Here is a 15,483-nt window from a genome sequence, read left to right on the forward strand (position 1 = left end):
AGCCGTCGGGGTGTCCGACCCGGCTCGTAGAGTGGCGGACATGAACATCTGCGTCTTCTGCTCCGCCGCCGACCTCGACGACCGCTACACCGCCCCCGCCCGCGAGTTCGCCGAGCTGATCGGCAAGGGCGGGCACACGCTGGTCTGGGGTGGGTCCGATGTCGGGCTGATGAAGGTGATGGCGGACGGAGTGCAGGAGCACGGGGGACGGCTGGTGGGGATCTCGGTCGAGTTCCTCGCCGCCAAGGCCCGGGAGAGCGCCGACGAGATGGTGATCGCCAAGGACCTCGCCGAGCGCAAGGCGCAGTTGCTCGCCCGCGCCGACGCGGTCGTGGTCATGGTCGGCGGCACCGGGACGCTGGACGAGGCGACCGAGATCCTGGAGCTGAAGAAGCACGGGCTGCACATCAAGCCGGTGGTGCTGCTCAACGCGGCGGGGTTCTACGACGGGCTGAAGCAGCAGTTCCAGCGGATGGAGGAGGAGGGGTTCCTGCCGATTCCGCTCAGTGAGCTCGTCTTCTTCGCGGAGAGCGGGGCCGAGGTCATGACGTATCTGGAGTCCGTCTGAGCCGTGGTCCGTTACCGGACCCGTTACAGGATGGCAGCGCTCGGCGGGAAGTCCGCCCGGGTTTCGGGCATGGGATCGCGCCAAGCCGGGACCGTCGTCGGGGTGCGTCCAACGGTGAGGCAAGCTGGGGAGCATGGGAACGCATCTGATCACTGGGGCAGGTTCCGGCATCGGCGCGGCGGTCACCGAGCGGCTGGCCGAGCGCGGCGAGGAGCTGTGGCTGCTCGCGCGGGACGCCGGGCGGGCGAAGGAGCTGGCGGAGCGGTTCCCGGGGGTGCGGACGGTCGTCGGTGACCTGGCGGACCCGGACCGGCTCTCCTGGGCGCTGGGCCACCAGACGCTGCCCGACCGGCTCGACTCGCTGCTGCATATCGCCGGGGTGGTCGACCTGGGCGAGGTCGGGGAGCTGACCCCGAAGGCGTGGACCCGCCAGCTCGCCGCCAACCTCGTCGCGCCCGCCGAGCTGACCCGCCTGCTGCTGCCGCAACTGCGGCTGGCCCAGGGCCATGTCATCTTCGTCAACTCCGGCGCCGGACTGCGCGCCAACGCCCAGTGGGCCGCGTACGCCGCCAGCAAGCACGGGCTCAAGGCGCTGGCCGACGCGCTGCGCTGGGAGGAGAGCGGCAACGGCCTCCGGGTGACCACGGTCTACCCGGGGCGTACGGCCACTCCGATGCAGGTGAAGGTGCACCAGCAGGAGGGCAAGGAGTACGACGCGGACCGCTGGATGGAGCCCGGGACCGTGGCGACGACCATCCTGACCGCACTCGACCTGCCCCGCGACGCCGAGATCACCGACCTCCAGATCCGCCCCCGCGGCTGAGCGCCCCGCAGGGGCGCGGGGCTGTGTCGATATGCGGCTCCGCCGCGTGGGCGCGACCAGCCACGACGGCGCGGCAGACGACCCACGGCGTACCGGGGCACCTCCCGATCCCGGGGCCCCGGCGGAGCGCTTAGGCTTCGCGGGTGAGCGAGAAGAGCACCAATAAGCACCACTGGGCCCCAGGGGCCGCGAGCGGCGTCGGGTCGATGCCGGGCGGCGACGCGCGGGAGGCCGTGAAGACCGTCACCGGGTCGCTGGAGGCCCTGCCGTATCTTCCGGAGCTGCCCGCGCGGGGGCCCGGCGCGGACATGATCGGGCGCACCGCCGGGATGCTGGTCGAGCTGTACGCGCATGTGGAGCCGAGCGGCTGGCGGATCAGTGACCGGCCGGGCCGGGACACCCGGCGGGCCCGCGCCTGGATGGGCGAGGACCTCGACGCGCTGGAGGAGTTCACCCAGGGGTACCAGGGGGCGCTCAAGGTGTCGGCCGTGGGCCCCTGGACCCTGGCCGCCTCCCTCGAACTGCGCGGCGGCGAGGTCGCGCTGAGCGACCCGGGCGCCTGCCGCGATCTGACGGCCTCGCTCGTCGAAGGGTGCCGCGCCCATCTGGCGGAGGTGCGCCGCCGGGTGCCGGGCGCCGAGGTGGTGTTGCAGCTCGACGAGCCGTCGCTGACGTCGGTGCTGCGCGGGAGCGTCCGCAGCGCCAGCGGCTACCGCACCCACGCCGCCGTGGACCGGGGTGTGGTGGAGGGCGCGCTGCGGACTCTGGTGGAGGCGGCCGGCGGGCCGGTGGTGGTGCACTCGTGCGCGCCCGCCGTGCCGTTCGGGCTGCTGCGGCGCGCGGGCGTCGAGGGGATCTCCTTTCCTCTGTCGCTGCTCACGGAGAGTGAGGAGGAGGCGATCGGGGAGGCCGTGGAAGGCGGTACGGCGCTGCTCATCGGCGCGGTACCCGGCACCGACACCCCATTGTCGGACCCTGCCGGTAGCGTCAGTGGTGTCAGGACGTTGTGGCGCAGGCTGGGGCTGTCACCGGAGACTCTCGCGGAATCCGTGGTGATCACCCCGTCGTGCGGGCTCGCGGGCGCCTCGCCCGGGTACGCCCGCGCCGCGCTGGCCCACTGCGTCCGGGCGGCGAGATCGCTCGCGGACAACCCTGAGTAACGGGAGGACGACACGGTGGCCGGCGAACAGCAGTCGAAGGTCCCCGCCGAGGTGCGGGAGAGGCACGCCAGGCTCGCTGAGCAGATCGAGGAGCACCGCTTCCGGTACTACGTGAAGGACGCGCCCGTCGTCAGCGACGCGGAGTTCGACAAGCTCATGCGCGAGCTGGAGGCGCTGGAGGAGGAGACCCCCGCGCTCCGTACGCCCGACTCGCCGACCCAGAAGGTCGCGGGGGCGTACGAGGCTGCCTTTGCCGGCACGGCGTTCTCCGAGGTCGCGCACCGCGAGCGGATGCTCAGCCTGGACAACGCGTTCGACGACGAGGAGCTGTCGACCTGGGCGGACCGCATCGCCAAGGAGCTGGGCAGCGGCGCGTACCACTTCCTGTGCGAGCTGAAGGTGGACGGCCTCGCGGTCAACCTCACCTATGAGCACGGGCGGCTGACCCGCGCCGCGACCCGTGGCGACGGCCGCACCGGCGAGGACATCACCCCCAATGTGCGCACGATCGCCAAGATCCCCAACCGGCTGACGGGCGACCGCGTCCCGGCGCTGGTGGAGGTGCGCGGCGAGGTCTTCCTGGCCCGCGAGCGGTTCGAGGAGCTGAACGCCGGGCTGGTGGAGGCGGGCAAGCCGCCGTTCGCCAACCCGCGGAACGCGGCGGCGGGTTCGCTGCGCCAGAAGGACCCGAAGGTCACCGCGTCCCGGCCGCTGGACATGGTGGTGCACGGCATCGGTGCGCGTGACGGCTTCGACATCGATCGGCTGTCGCAGGCGTACGAGCTGCTGCACGAATGGGGGCTGCCCACCGCCGCCCATTTCAAGGTGGTGGACACGATCGAGGCCGTGCGCGAGTACATCGCGTACTACGGGGACAGCGACCACCGGCACTCGGTGGAGCACGAGATCGACGGCGCGGTCGTCAAGCTGGACGAGATCCCGCTCCAGGGGCGGCTGGGCTCCACCTCGCGGGCGCCGCGCTGGGCGATCGCCTGGAAGTTCCCGCCCGAGGAGGTCAACACCAAGCTGGTCGACATCCGGGTGGGCGTGGGGCGCACGGGGCGGGTGACGCCTTATGCGGTGGTCGAGCCGATCACGGTCGCGGGTTCGGAGGTCGAATTCGCGACGCTGCACAACCAGGATGTCGTCAAGGCCAAAGGTGTGCTGATCGGTGACACCGTGGTGCTGCGCAAAGCGGGCGATGTCATTCCGGAAATCCTGGGCCCGGTCGTCGATCTGCGCGACGGCAGCGAGCGGGAATTCGTGATGCCGGCCACCTGCCCCGAGTGCGATACGCCGCTTCAGCCCGCCAAGGAGGGCGATGTCGATCTGCGGTGTCCCAACAGCCGGTCCTGCCCGGCGCAGCTTCGCGAGCGGATTTTCTATCTCGCCGGGCGGAAATCCCTGGACATCGAGAACCTCGGCTATGTCGCCGCCGCCGCCCTCACTCAGCCGCTGGAACCGACCGATCCGCCGGTGAAGGATGAGGGCGATCTGTTCGATCTGAAGATCGAACAATTGCTGCCCATTCGGTCGTATGTACTGGACCCGGACAGCGGACTGCCCAAGCGCGATCCGGAGACCGGCGAGGAGAAGGTCGTCACCTTCTTCGCCACCCAGAAGGGCGAGGCGAAGAAGAACGCCCTGGCGATGCTGGCCAATATCGAGGCCGCCAAGGAGCGCCCGCTGGCCCGGATCATCACCGGCCTTTCGATCCGTCATGTCGGCCCCGTCGCCGCCACCGCACTGGCCCGTGAATTCCGCTCGCTGGACCGGATCGCCGAGGCGGACGAGGGGGAGCTGGCGGCCGTGGAGGGGGTGGGGCCCACCATCGCCGCCTCGGTCAAGGAGTGGTTCGCGGTCGACTGGCACCGCGAGATCCTCGAGAAATGGCGGCGGGCCGGGGTCCGGCTGGAGGAGGAGGGCGGCGAGGACGAGGGCCCCCGTCCGCTGGAGAGCCTCACCGTCGTCGTCACCGGAACGCTCCAGTCCTACACGCGAGATGGGGCCAAAGAGGCGCTACAGAGCCGGGGTGCCAAAGTCACCGGATCGGTTTCGAAAAAGACCGATTTCGTGGTAGTCGGCGACAATCCGGGCTCGAAGTACGACAAAGCCATGCAGGTGAAGGTTCCCGTGCTCGATGAGGACGGATTTGGCGTCCTCCTCGAACAGGGACCGGACGCGGCGAGAGAGGTCGCGATGGCGCCTCCGGAAGAGGCCGCGGAGTAGCACGGAGGGCCCGTGGAGCGGCGGTTGGAGTAGCCGTTCCACCCATCCGGCGCAGTGGTCCGGCCATCTTGTCCGCCCAGTGGGTGCAAAGCTGGCCGGATTACGACTGGGAGCACTTCCCGGGTACAGCCGGCGGGCATCACCCTTACAGCGCATAGCAGAAGGTCATGGATCGTCGGGCGGCATTCGGGGAACCGTCGCCGATCGCCGCCCGTCTTCCCCTTCTGCCGCCTACTGTTGAGGTGTGCGCCCGCCGTGGCGCTGGCACCGCCGGCTGTGAGAGGGACGGGTATGAAACCGACCGAAAGCGCCGCCCCGGCGTCGCGGCTGCGCCGGGCCGTGCTGCCCGCGCTGCCGGCCGCGGCGGTCGCCGTGGCGGCTTTCGCACTCGGCATCGGGGTATTCCGAGTGCTCGACGCGGGTAATGCGCTCTTTCCCGACGGCACCGTGGGCTGGTCGCTCGCCGTGCTCACCGGAATCATCGTCGGCCATCTGGTCGCCCTCGGGCGCGACCGCTGGTGGGGCGGCACCGGTTCCGGGGCCGCGTTAACCCTGGCCGCGCTGCTGCTCTACGGCTGGATTCCGGCCGTGCTGGTCAGCCTCGCCGTGGTCGTCCTGGTCGGCGCCGCCCGCCGGCACCGATGGCGGCAGGCCGCCCTGCACGGCGCGGTGGACATTCTCGGGGTCGGCGCGGCCGCCCTCACCCTCGCCGCGTTCGGCACCACCCCCTCGGTCGAGCACCCCTGGCGCACCGACACCTGGGACGTCTCCGCCATCCCCCAGACGGCCCTGGCCGCCTTCGTCTATCTCGCGGTGACCCGCGCCCTGCTGTGGTGTTCCCTCGCCCCGCCCGGCGCCGGACTGCCCACCGTCGCCCGCACCGCCCTCTTCCGGCAGGCCCTCGTCGGCATCGCGCTCCTCGGCATCGCGCCCCTCATCGTGGTCGTCGCCGGGGACACCCCGCTGCTGCTCCCGCTGTTCGCGGTGCCGCTGGTCGCCCTGGACTCCACGCTGTGGATCGCCCGGGTCCGCGCCGAGGAGCAGTTGCGCGACCCGCTCACCGGGCTGCCCAACCGCCAGTGGCTGCTGGAGCGCACCTGGACCGCGCTGGACGAGTCCGAGCGGGCCGGCACCCGCACCGCGCTGGTCCTGCTCGACCTCGACCGCTTCCGTTCGGTCAACGACACCCTGGGCCATCTGGCCGGTGACCGGCTGCTGCTCCAGATCGCCGAGCGGCTGCGGCTCGCCCTGCCCCGCGGCGCGGAGGTGGCCCGGCTCGGCGGCGACGAGTTCGCGGTGCTGCTGCCCACCACCGACTCGCTCACCAGCGCCCAGCGCAGCGCCCGGGTCCTCGTCGGAGACCTCGGCTCCCCCCTCGACCTGGACGGACTGACCCTGGTGCTGGAGGCCAGCGCCGGCGTCGCCGTCTACCCCGACCACGCGCTGGACGCCGAGGGGCTGCTGCGCCGCGCCGACGTCGCGATGTACCAGGCCAAGCGGGACCGCAGCGGAGTCGAGCTCTACGAGGCCCGGCGCGACGGCAACACCCCCGATCGGCTCGGTCTGCTCGGCGATCTGCGGCGCGCCCTGGACGCGGGCGAAGTCGACCTGCACTACCAGCCCAAGGTCGGTTTCGACGGGCATGTGGCGGGCCTGGAGGCGCTGGTGCGCTGGGTCCACCCGGACCGGGGCAGGGTGCCGCCGGACGAGTTCATCTCCATGGCCGAGAGCTCCGGGCTGATGCCCCGGCTGACCGAGTACGTCCTGGAGACCGCGCTGGGCCAGGTCGCGCGCTGGCGCGCCGACGGCCTCGAGGTGCCGGTCGCGGTCAATGTCTCGCCGCGCGATGTCCACACCCCCGGCTTCGCCGGTGCGGTCGCCGGGCGGCTGGCCCGGCACGGTGTCCCGGCGGGCGCCCTGCAACTGGAGATAACCGAGCACGTCCTGCTGGAGGACCCGCAGCGGGCCGCCGACACCCTGGCCGGGCTCACCGGCCACGGCGTGAAGATGTCGCTCGACGACTTCGGGACGGGCTATTCGTCGCTGGTCCATCTGCGGCGGCTGCCGGTGAGCGAGCTCAAGATCGACCGTTCCTTCGTGGCCCGGCTGGCCGTGGACAACGAGGACGCCGAGATCGTCCGCTGCACGGTCGACCTCGCCCACTCGCTGGGCCTGCTCGTGGTGGCCGAGGGCGTCGAGGACGACGAGACCTGGGAGCGGCTGCGGGATCTGGGCTGCGACGCGGTGCAGGGCTGGCTGGTGGCCGCCGCGATGCCGCCGGAGGAGACGACGGCGTGGCTGCGGGCGCGGGGCGAGGGCGGCTGGCACCGCGAGCCGGCGGAGCCGTCGGACCAGGCGCAGGCTCCCGCCGAGGAAGACGCGGACCAGCCCGTGACGTGAGGGTGCCGCTCCCGGGCGCCCCTGGGCGTTTCGTCGTCGGCCGCGGGCCGGTGGGTGCGTTGCGCCCGCCCGTTCCTCCCCGCGCGGGGAGCGCCCGTGACGCGGGTGCACCAAAGCCTTTCGCGCGCCGTGTGTGGAGAGCCATAGGATTGGGGCCGAAACACTCCACACTCACTTTGAGGATCGCTGCATGCCTGGCATCACGCGCGAGGAGGTCGCCCACCTCGCCCGGCTGGCGCGTCTGGAGCTGAAGGCCGAAGAGCTCGACCACTTCGCCGGACAGCTCGACGACATCATCGGCGCGGTCGCCCGCGTCTCCGAGGTCGCCGACCAAGACGTACCGCCGACCTCCCACCCGCTGCCGCTGACCAACGTCATGCGCGCGGACGAGGTCCGTCCGTCCCTGACCCCGCAGCAGGCCCTGGCCTGCGCCCCGGCCCAGGAGCAGCAGCGTTTCAAGGTGCCGCAGATCCTGGGGGAGGAGTGACCACCGTGACCGACCTGACCAGGCTCACCGCGGCCGAGATCGCCGCCAGGATCGCCTCCGGCGAGGTCACCGCCGTCGAGGTGACCGAGGCGCATCTGGCCCGTATCGAGGCCGTCGACGAGAAGGTGCACGCCTTCCTGCACGTGGACCGTGAGGGGGCGCTCGCCCAGGCGCGCGCCGTCGACGAGAAGCGGGAGCGCGGCGAGGAGCTGGGCCCGCTGGCCGGTGTTCCGCTCGCGCTCAAGGACATCTTCACCACCAAGGGGATCCCGACCACGGTCGGCTCCAAGATCCTCGAAGGGTGGATCCCGCCGTACGACGCGACGGTGACCCAGCGGCTGCGGGACGCGGACGTGGTCATCCTCGGGAAGACCAACATGGACGAGTTCGCCATGGGGTCCTCGACCGAGAACAGCGCGTTCGGCCACACCGGCAACCCCTGGGACCTCACTCGTATCCCCGGCGGCTCCGGCGGCGGCTCCTCCGCCTCGCTGGCCTCCTTCCAGGCCCCGCTCGCCATCGGCACCGACACCGGCGGCTCGATCCGCCAGCCGGCCGCCGTCACCGGCACGGTCGGGGTCAAGCCGACGTACGGCGGGGTCTCCCGCTACGGCATGGTGGCCTTCTCCTCCTCGCTCGACCAGGGCGGCCCCTGCGCCCGCACCGTGCTGGACGCGGCGCTGCTGCACGAGGTCATCGCCGGGCACGACCCGATGGACTCGACCTCCATCGACGAGCCGGTCCCGGCCGTCGTAGAGGCCGCGCGCAACGGCAGCGTGCGGGGCATGCGCATCGGCGTCGTCAAGGAGTTCGCGGGCGAGGGCTACCAGGCCGGCGTCATGCAGCGCTTCAACGAGTCGGTGGAGCTGCTGCGGGAGCTGGGCGCCGAGATCGAGGAGATCTCCTGCCCGTCCTTCGACAAGGCGCTGGCCGCGTACTACCTGATCGCGCCGTCCGAGTGCTCGTCCAACCTGGCCCGCTTCGACGCCATGCGCTACGGGCTGCGGGTGGGCGACGACGGTACGAAGTCCGCGGAGGAGGTCACCGCGCTCACCCGCGCGGAGGGCTTCGGCGCGGAGGTCAAGCGCCGGATCATGCTCGGCACCTACGCGCTCAGCTCCGGCTACTACGACGCGTACTACGGCTCCGCGCAGAAGGTCCGCACGCTGATCAAGCGTGACTTCGAGAAGGCGTTCCAGCGGGTCGACGTGCTGATCTCGCCGACCACCCCGACCACCGCCTTCCCGATCGGCGAGCGCGCCGACGACCCGATGGCGATGTATCTGGCCGACCTCTGCACGATTCCCACCAACCTCGCGGGGAACGCGGCCATGTCACTGCCCTGCGGTCTGGCGCCGGAGGACGGTCTGCCGGTCGGACTACAGATCATCGCCCCCGCCATGGCCGACGACCGGCTCTACAAGGTCGGCGCCGCGGTCGAGGCCGCGCTCGCCGACAAGTGGGGTCACCCGCTGCTCGAGGAGGCACCGTCCCTGTGAGCGACGCACGCGCGGCCGCCGGGCCGCGGATGACGTTGAAAGCCGCACCTCTGCGCCGCGTGGGCGGAGAAGCGAACGGAGAGACGCTATGAGTGCGATCAAGAAGGCCAAGGGCTTCAAGAAGTCCAGGCCCGGCACCTACCTGTCCATCGCGGGCTCGCTCTTCGGCGCGGTCAGCGTGGCGAAGCAGGTCAAGAAGGCCCGCTTCGAGAACGACAAGCTGCAACTGGCCGACGCGGTGGTCTCGGCCGCCGCCATCGTCACCGGCGTCGCCCTGCTCGTCCGCGAGCTCAAGCGCATGGGCGACGACGACGTCCTCGCGGACTGAGAGGTTAGTTTTTCCGTGACCGTCACTGAACTGGTGTCGTACGAGGACGCCCTGGCCGCCTACGACCCCGTGATGGGGCTCGAGGTGCACGTCGAGCTCGGCACCAAGACCAAGATGTTCTGCGGGTGCTCCACGGCGCTTGGCGCCGAGCCCAACACGCAGACCTGCCCCACCTGCCTCGGCCTGCCCGGCTCGCTCCCGGTGGTCAACGCGACCGGGGTCGAGTCCGCCATCAAGATCGGGCTCGCACTCAACTGCGAGATCGCCGAATGGTGCCGCTTCGCCCGGAAGAACTACTTCTATCCGGACATGCCGAAGAACTTCCAGACGTCGCAGTACGACGAGCCGATCGCCTACAACGGCTATCTGGACGTCGACGTCGACGGGGAGGTCTTCCGCGTCGAGATCGAGCGCGCCCATATGGAGGAGGACACCGGCAAGTCCACCCATGTGGGTGGCGCGACCGGTCGTATCCACGGCGCCCAGCACTCCCTGCTCGACTACAACCGGGCCGGTATCCCGCTGATCGAGATCGTCACCAAGCCGATCGTCGGCGCCGGGGAGAAGGCCCCGGAGGTCGCCAAGGCGTATGTGACCGAGCTGCGTGAGCTCATCAAGTCGCTCGGGGTCTCCGAGGCGCGGATGGAAATGGGCCAGATGCGCTGCGATGTGAACCTGTCGCTGCGCCCGCGGGGCGTCGAGAAGTTCGGCACCCGCTCCGAGACCAAGAACGTCAACTCGTTGCGGTCGGTCGAGCGGGCCGTGCGCTTCGAGGTCCAGCGGCATGCCGCGGTGCTGGGCGACGGTGGCACGATCATCCAGGAGACCCGGCACTTCCACGAGGAGGACGGCTCCACCACCTCCGGCCGGGTCAAGGAGGAGGCCGAGGACTACCGGTACTTCCCCGAGCCCGACCTGGTGCCGGTCGCCCCCTCTCGTGCCTGGGTGGAGGAGCTGCGCGGCGGGCTTCCCGAGCTGCCGCGGGTCTACCGCAACCGGCTGCGCGAGGAGTGGGGCCTGTCCCGCCACGAGATGCAGTCGGTGCTCAACGCGGGCGCGATCGACCTGATCACCGCCACCATCGACGAGGGCGCCCCGGCCGACCAGGCCCGTAAGTGGTGGATGGGCGAGCTGGCCCGCCGCGCCAACGAGGACGGGGTGGAGCTCGCGGCACTGCCGATCACCCCGGCGCAGGTGGCCCGGGTGTGCGCGCTGGTCAAGGAGGGTTCGCTCAACGACAAGCTGGCCCGCCAGACGATCGAGGGCGTCCTCGCGGGCGAGGGCGGCCCGGACGAGGTCGTCACCAAGCGCGGGCTGAAGGTCGTCTCCGACGAGGGCGCGCTCGGCACCGCCGTGGACGAGGCGATCGCGGCCAACGCGGCCATCGCCGACAAGATCCGCGGCGGCAAGGTCGCGGCGGCGGGTGCGCTGGTCGGCGCGGTCATGAAGGCGACCCGCGGCCAGGCGGACGCGGCGCGGGTGCGTGAGCTGATCCTGGAGAAGCTGGGCGTCGAGGGCTGACGTTCGTCCGTTGTGTCCATGACGGCGGCGGGGTGCGCGAGGGCGCACCCCGCCGCCGTCGTATGGGCCCTTCCGCACTCCTACGGGGTGTCCGGCGTACCACGCGGCGGAGCCGCATATCGATGCCTTCCCCTCTCCGCCCCTTCCCGCTATCAGGGGCTCCTGCCAGGTGCTCCGCCCCTGGACCCCGCGGGCGGCGGGCAGGCCGTCGCCGCCGTGACCACCTGCGTGGGCGGGCTGACCGCGGTCGGCACGCCGGCGCGACGGATGACCGGCGGACGCCCGAGCACATCCGGGGGTGTCCGGCCGGGGCGCCGACCGCGCCGTCTGTGACGCGGTGGGCGAGTGGCCGGGCGGTGGGCAGGGGCCAGGGCGTCCGCGAGGCGGGGGCTGGTCGCGGTTCGCCATCGGCACGCCGACGCGGCGGATGACCGGGCGGATGCCCGCGCGCATCCGGGATGTCCGGCCGCGGGGTCTGGGGCGGAGCCCCAGTTGAGGGAAGGGGCGGGGAGGGGGAAGCATCGATATGCGGCTCCGCCGCGTGACCCGCCGCGGGCGTCGGAGACCGCCGGACACCCCTAGAGCAGCAGCGGCTCCAGATGCGGGACCTCGAACCCCTCGTCGTCGAACGGGTACAGCGGCCGCGCGAGGCGCCGGTGGCCCAGACGGGCCAGATCCTGGTCGACCCCGCCGGGGGTGAGCGCGAGCCGCCAGTCCGCCGCCAGGTCGTACAGCTCGGGCTCCAGATAGCCGATCTTGACGACGACGAGGTCATGGTCGCGCGGGTCCAGCTCGCCGAAGTCGGCCAGGGTGTGGAACGGTTTGCGGCGGCTGACCAGGACCACCGTGACGCCGCCGTGCCGCACCGCCGCGAGATCCCCGCCGACCGGGTCGTCCCGGCGCAGGGCGACCACCTCGCCGGTCAGCTCGCAGGGCTCGGCGTGGTCCGCCGTCCCCCGGCTGATCCCGCCGCCTACGCGGAGCCGGACTCTCGTGCCCGGCCCGGCGGCGAAGCACTCCGCGACCGCCGCCGGATCGGTGATCCCGGGGTGCAGGGCGGTGGCCCGGCCGGTGGCCAGATCCTCGTTGGCCAGCAGCCGGCCGAGCATATAGGCGAGGTCCCCGGCGCCTCCGGCCGTGGGATTGTCTCCGGAGTCGCTGATCAGGAAGGGGCGGGCGGAGGAGGCGACGGCCTCGGCGATGCACGCGTCGGCGCCGCCGGTGGGGCCGACGAAGGCGAAGTCGCGGCGCATATCCCAGTAGTCGCGGGCCAGGGAGCGGGTCTGCTCGACCGCGAGCACGGGGTCGTCGCCGGTCACCACCACGGCCGCCCGGCAGCGCGGCTCATCCGCCCAGGCGTAGCCCACCCAGATCGCCGCGTCCACGACACCGTCCATCGACTCCACGGCGGCCAGCCGCCCGTACAGCGACTTGGCGGGCTCCAGCCGGGTGCTGGTGCGCTCACCGGGCAGCAGCACCGGGATCTGCACCCAGGCGAGATGCGGGCGGCCCCGGCCGGAGGCGAGCCGCTCCACCAGCTTGCGGGCGGCGCGCTCGCGGGTCTCCCAGGCGTCCTCGTGCGGGGCGAGCCGGTGGGCGGTGAGCAGATCGAGCCGGCCGGCGAAGCGGCGGGAGACATTGCCATGCGGATCCATGGCGGCGGAGATCAGCGCGTCGGGCCCGATCGCCTCCCGTACGGCCTCGGTGAGATCGCCCTCGGCGTCCTCCAGGCCCACCACGCTCATCGCGCCGTGGATGTCGTAGACCAGCCCGTCGAGCGGACCGGCCCGGCGCAGCCGCTCGATCAGCTCGCCCTTGATCCGGTCGTAGGTCTCGCGCTCGACCGGGCCGCCGGGGAGCGCGACGGCGTGGAGGAGGGGCACCCACTCGGCGCGCCCGGCCAGATCGCCGTCCGGCCGGGTCCAGGCGTAGCGGTCCAGCAGCTCGGCGTCGCGGGTGACGCGGAAGTCGTCGTAGGCGGCGCGGTGCGGGCTGAAGGTGCTGGACTCGATGTGGATACCGCCGATGCCGATACGCGGGCGGCGGCCTCGGGACGCGGCAGGAGTCATGCTCTCCGACTTCCCGCTCATTCATGTGGTGAAGCCCACAAAGGGGACAAAGGATCTTATCCGCCTGACAGAGTGCTCAGGTCACAACCGCATCACGCCGCCCCTGGCGCCGGAACCGAAAGGCAGCCATGGCCGCACTCGCCCGCTGGTGTCTCAGGCGCCGCGCCATCGTGATCGCGCTGTGGCTGGCCGCCTTCGCGGGGGTCGCCGCGGCGGCGGCCGTGACCGGGTCCGCGTACTCGAACGACTACGACATCCCCGGCACCGACTCCTCCAAGGTCTCCGCCCTGCTGGAGCGGCGGCTGCCCGACCGGGCGGGGGACAGCGACACCATCGTCTGGCACACCGACGACGGCGCGGGCACCGTACGCGCGCCGGGGGTCGAGCGGCGGATGACGGCGGCGCTGCGGCAGGTCGCGGACCTGCCCGGCGTCGCTTCCGTGACCGGCCCCTACGGCACCGATGACACCAGCCGGATCAGCGCCGACCAGCACACCGCCTACGCCACCGTGGTCTTCCGAAAACCCGCCGCCGACCTGGGCGAGGCGGAGGTGCGCCGGGTGCTGGACGCGGTGCGCTCCGCCGCCTCCGGGGTTCGGGGCCTGGAGGTCGAGATGGGCGGTGCGGGCGCCGTGCTCACCGAGCGGACCGGACCCGCCCATCTGAGCGAGGCCATCGGGGTCGGCGTGGCCGCCGTGGTCCTCTTCCTCGCCTTCGGCTCGCTCGCGGCCACGCTGCTGCCGATCGCCACCGCGCTCATCGGCGTCGGCACCGCGTACGCGGCCATCGGGCTGCTCGGCCACGCCATGACCATCGCCGACTTCGCGCCCATGCTCGGCATGCTGATCGGCCTCGGCGTGGGGATCGACTACGCGCTGTTCATCGTCACCCGGCACCGCCGGGGGCTGCGGCGCGGGCTGTCGGTCGAACAGGCCGCCCAGCGCGCGGTGGTCACCTCGGGGCGCGCGGTGGTGTTCGCGGGGGCGACCGTCTGTCTCGCGCTCCTGGGCATGCTGGTCCTGCGGCTGTCCTTCCTCAACGGGGTGGCGGTCGCGGCGGCCCTCACCGTCGCCCTTACGGTCGCCGCCTCGCTCACCCTGCTGCCCGCGCTGCTCGGCCTGATCGGCATGCGGGCCCTGAGCCGGCGGGAGCGCAGACGGCTGGCCGAGCGGGGGCCGGAAGCCACGGCGGCCAAGGGGCTGTGCGCCCGCTGGGCGGTCTGCATCGAACGCCGCCCCAAGCTGCTGGGCGCCGCCGCGGCCGCCCTCATCGCGGTGCTCGCGCTCCCCACCTTCTCCCTTCACCTGGGCACCTCGGACCAGGGCAACGGCTCCTCGGCCTCGACCACGAGACGCGCGTACGACCTGCTGGCCGATGGATTCGGGCCAGGTTTCAACGGGCCGTTGACGCTGATGGGCAGCATCGACGGGGCCGACGACCGTATGGCCTTCACCCAACTGCCCAAGGTCCTGCGCACCATCGACGGGGTCGCCGCGGTGAGCGCCGCGGACCTGGACGGGGGCGGCGACACCGGCGTCATCACGGTCGTCCCCAAGACGGCACCGCAGTCGCGGGCCACCTCCGACCTCGTCGGACGGCTGCGCGCCGAGGTGCTGCCCCGGGCCGAGGAGGGCAGCTCGCTGCGGGTGTACGTCGGCGGGCTGACCGCGGGCTACGACGACTTCGCCGCGGTGATCGTCAGCAAGCTGCCGCTGTTCGTGGGGGTGGTGGTGGCCCTGGGATGTGTGCTGCTGCTGCTCGCGTTCCGCAGCATCGGCATCCCGATCAAGGCGGCGGTCATGAACGTGGCCGCCGTCGCGTCGTCCTTCGGCGTGGTGGTCGCGATCTTCCAATGGGGCTGGGGGAGCGAACTGCTGGGGCTGGGCAGGGCGGGCCCGATCGAGCCCTTCCTGCCGGTGATCATGGTCTCGGTGCTCTTCGGGCTCTCCATGGACTACCAGGTCTTCCTGGTCAGCCGGATGTACGAGGAGTGGCGGCGCACCCGCGACAACCGCACCGCGGTCCGGGTGGGACTCGCCGAGACGAGCCGGGTCATCAACTCCGCGGCCGTCATCATGATCGCGGTCTTCTCGGCGTTCGTGCTCAGCGGCGACCGGATCATCGCCATGTTCGGCATCGGGCTGGCGGCCGCGGTCGCCCTGGACGCCTTCGTCCTCCGTACGCTCCTGGTGCCCGCGCTGATGCATCTGCTCGGGGGCGCCAACTGGTGGCTGCCGAGGTGGCTGGAGCGGCTGCTGCCGAAGATCAGTATCGAGGCGGAGGGCGAGGGAGAGGGCCGGTCCGCCGGGCAGGAGCCGGTGCCGCTGCCGGGACAGCCAGGGGCCGTTACGGCGCGGGCCGGTACGGCACGCTCGCCGGTTCCCTAAGGTGCCCTTCTC

The 15,483-nt window shown here is 71.9% G+C and carries 11 protein-coding genes; 10 read left to right on the forward strand and 1 reads right to left on the reverse strand.

Going from position 1 to position 15,483, the window contains the following annotated elements:
- Positions 1–40 precede the first annotated feature (40 nt).
- The 9 genes from ACK1X7_RS33085 to gatB all read left to right on the forward strand — a co-directional run bounded on the left by ACK1X7_RS33085 (position 41) and on the right by gatB (position 11,015).
- Positions 41–568, forward strand: a complete 528-nt coding sequence (locus ACK1X7_RS33085; RefSeq protein ID WP_211123532.1) for a TIGR00730 family Rossman fold protein — start codon at positions 41–43, stop codon at positions 566–568.
- Positions 569–701: 133 nt separating this feature from the next.
- Entirely contained in the window at positions 702–1,391 is a 690-nt protein-coding gene (locus ACK1X7_RS33090; RefSeq protein WP_382961135.1) for an SDR family oxidoreductase, read from the forward strand.
- 143 nt (positions 1,392–1,534) lie between these two features.
- The gene (locus ACK1X7_RS33095; RefSeq protein ID WP_413116054.1) at positions 1,535–2,551 is read left to right on the forward strand and encodes a methionine synthase; all 1,017 of its coding nucleotides are present in this window, start codon (positions 1,535–1,537) and stop codon (positions 2,549–2,551) included.
- Positions 2,552–2,566: 15 nt separating this feature from the next.
- Positions 2,567–4,780 carry an NAD-dependent DNA ligase LigA gene (gene ligA / locus ACK1X7_RS33100; RefSeq protein WP_390791928.1) on the forward strand — a complete coding sequence of 738 codons (2,214 nt, stop codon included), beginning with the start codon at positions 2,567–2,569 and terminating at the stop codon, positions 4,778–4,780.
- Between the two features lie 291 nt (positions 4,781–5,071).
- The gene (locus ACK1X7_RS33105; RefSeq protein ID WP_413116055.1) at positions 5,072–7,180 is read left to right on the forward strand and encodes a putative bifunctional diguanylate cyclase/phosphodiesterase; all 2,109 of its coding nucleotides are present in this window, start codon (positions 5,072–5,074) and stop codon (positions 7,178–7,180) included.
- A gap of 190 nt (positions 7,181–7,370) precedes the next feature.
- Positions 7,371–7,667, forward strand: a complete 297-nt coding sequence (gatC, locus tag ACK1X7_RS33110; RefSeq protein ID WP_014055099.1) for an Asp-tRNA(Asn)/Glu-tRNA(Gln) amidotransferase subunit GatC — start codon at positions 7,371–7,373, stop codon at positions 7,665–7,667.
- A 5-nt stretch (positions 7,668–7,672) separates the two neighbouring features.
- On the forward strand, positions 7,673–9,166 hold the full coding sequence (gene gatA, locus ACK1X7_RS33115) for an Asp-tRNA(Asn)/Glu-tRNA(Gln) amidotransferase subunit GatA (RefSeq protein WP_385153711.1): 1,494 nt from the start codon (positions 7,673–7,675) through the stop codon (positions 9,164–9,166).
- An 88-nt stretch (positions 9,167–9,254) separates the two neighbouring features.
- A complete protein-coding gene (locus tag ACK1X7_RS33120) occupies positions 9,255–9,494 on the forward strand; it encodes a hypothetical protein (RefSeq protein WP_014055101.1) in 240 nt (79 codons plus the stop codon).
- Between the two features lie 15 nt (positions 9,495–9,509).
- Entirely contained in the window at positions 9,510–11,015 is a 1,506-nt protein-coding gene (gene gatB, locus ACK1X7_RS33125; protein WP_385153714.1) for an Asp-tRNA(Asn)/Glu-tRNA(Gln) amidotransferase subunit GatB, read from the forward strand.
- A gap of 578 nt (positions 11,016–11,593) precedes the next feature.
- On the opposite strand, the gene ACK1X7_RS33130 is transcribed toward gatB, so the two are convergent.
- Positions 11,594–13,084, reverse strand: a complete 1,491-nt coding sequence (locus tag ACK1X7_RS33130; protein WP_390791926.1) for a M81 family metallopeptidase — start codon at positions 13,082–13,084, stop codon at positions 11,594–11,596.
- Between the two features lie 128 nt (positions 13,085–13,212).
- On the opposite strand from ACK1X7_RS33130, the gene ACK1X7_RS33135 reads away from it, so the two are divergent.
- Positions 13,213–15,471 (forward strand): MMPL family transporter, encoded by a 2,259-nt coding sequence (locus ACK1X7_RS33135; RefSeq protein WP_413116056.1) that lies wholly within the window; start codon positions 13,213–13,215, stop codon positions 15,469–15,471.
- Positions 15,472–15,483 lie beyond the last annotated feature (12 nt).

Origin of the sequence: Streptomyces sp. CY-1 (genome assembly GCF_047218265.1) — a bacterium.
GTDB classification, from domain to species: Bacteria; Actinomycetota; Actinomycetes; order Streptomycetales; family Streptomycetaceae; genus Streptomyces; species Streptomyces niphimycinicus.

What these genes read in the sequence shown, in the direction of transcription:
- ACK1X7_RS33090 (WP_382961135.1), top strand. Translation starts at nt 702, where the DNA reads ATGGGAACGCATCTGATCACTGGGGCAGGTTCCGGCATCGGCGCGGCG.
- ACK1X7_RS33085 (WP_211123532.1), top strand. Translation starts at nt 41, where the DNA reads ATGAACATCTGCGTCTTCTGCTCCGCCGCCGACCTCGACGACCGCTAC.
- ACK1X7_RS33135 (WP_413116056.1), top strand. Translation starts at nt 13,213, where the DNA reads ATGGCCGCACTCGCCCGCTGGTGTCTCAGGCGCCGCGCCATCGTGATC.
- ACK1X7_RS33105 (WP_413116055.1), top strand. Translation starts at nt 5,072, where the DNA reads ATGAAACCGACCGAAAGCGCCGCCCCGGCGTCGCGGCTGCGCCGGGCC.
- ACK1X7_RS33120 (WP_014055101.1), top strand. Translation starts at nt 9,255, where the DNA reads ATGAGTGCGATCAAGAAGGCCAAGGGCTTCAAGAAGTCCAGGCCCGGC.
- gatC (WP_014055099.1), top strand. Translation starts at nt 7,371, where the DNA reads ATGCCTGGCATCACGCGCGAGGAGGTCGCCCACCTCGCCCGGCTGGCG.
- ACK1X7_RS33130 (WP_390791926.1), bottom strand. Translation starts at nt 13,084, where the DNA reads ATGACTCCTGCCGCGTCCCGAGGCCGCCGCCCGCGTATCGGCATCGGC.